This is a genomic window from Gordonia sp. UBA7860 (genome assembly GCF_002500165.1).
Classification (GTDB): Bacteria; Actinomycetota; Actinomycetes; order Mycobacteriales; family Mycobacteriaceae; genus Gordonia; species Gordonia sputi.
This window is the reverse complement of sequence record NZ_DLSO01000004.1, coordinates 1-922: the sequence shown is the minus strand read 5'-3', so window position 1 is coordinate 922 and position 922 is coordinate 1. Positions and strand designations below refer to the sequence as shown.

At 65.7% G+C, this 922-nt stretch carries 2 protein-coding genes and 1 pseudogene; all 3 read right to left on the bottom strand.

All coding sequences use genetic code 11. The features are described from left to right. Positions 1–320 (bottom strand): TerD family protein (locus B3T59_RS00455; protein ID WP_287001229.1); only part of this gene is annotated, 320 nt, incomplete at its 3' end. A gap of 111 nt (positions 321–431) precedes the next feature. Continuing rightward, on the bottom strand, positions 432–773 hold the full coding sequence (locus B3T59_RS00450) for a hypothetical protein (protein ID WP_251721106.1): 342 nt from the start codon (positions 771–773) through the stop codon (positions 432–434). Next, a pseudogene (locus B3T59_RS00445) lies at positions 770–922 on the bottom strand (acyl-ACP desaturase); the annotation flags it as partial. The pseudogene B3T59_RS00445 and the gene B3T59_RS00450, both read right to left, overlap by 4 nt.

The following is a 922-nucleotide window of genomic DNA, read 5'->3' as shown; positions in this document are numbered from 1 at the left end:
TCCGATGTCACCGCCGCGCTGAACTGGCCGCTCTGGCCGAACGTTGCACCCTGAGCTTCGGTGCTGCCCACGATGACGATGCGGTCGACGTCAGCCGCCACGGCGCCGAGGTCGACGTCGATCTCGTCGTCGGACACCAAACGCACGCCCGGCGCCTGCGGATTGTTGAAAAAGACGAAATCGTCATCGGTACGGACCCGGCCGTTGGCACCCAGCAGCACCGCCGATACGTCGATCGTCGGCCCGCTGCTGCGGATGCGGATCCGATAGGTGCGATCTACCAGCGCTGTCTTGGACCCTTTGATCAGTGGGGAGCTCACACCAGCGACCGTACTGCCCGCCGGACGAGCGCTCGGAGGGGGATGGCGCCGCTCTCCTAGATCGCCACGCCCTGATCGTCGGATCTGCTCACGGCGCAGAACCCGCCAGCCTCACAAAGGCAACTCACCGACGCGTCGAACATAGGACCACACGTCGGCGGCGGGCACCCCGAGCCGGTGCGCCGCGGACTGCAGCAACGCACCGAGGAGTATCGACGAGCAATACTCCCCCGCAGCGGAATCCGTTGCGTGGGTGCGGATCTCATTCCAACGGGTCGGGTTGTGCAACGTGGCGGCCTCGGCCATCATGATCGCTTCGTCGAAGCCCTCGGGGACGTCGCGTCGCTCCGGAGTCTCACGCTCGCACGCACCGCAACATCCGTCGCAGTCCCGTGCCCCGTTGTCGTCCGCAGGCGAGATCGCCAGTGCCAACCTGTTGTCGATCACGGTCACGCCCCTGCCCTCGCCTTCTTGGCCTCGCGCTCGAGTGCGCGTTCGCGGGCGCGCTCGAACTTCTCGACCTTGACGTTCATCTCTTCGAGATAGTCGGCCAGCTTCTCCCGGTACATCTCACCCAGCGGACCGAAATCGTCGCGCTCGAA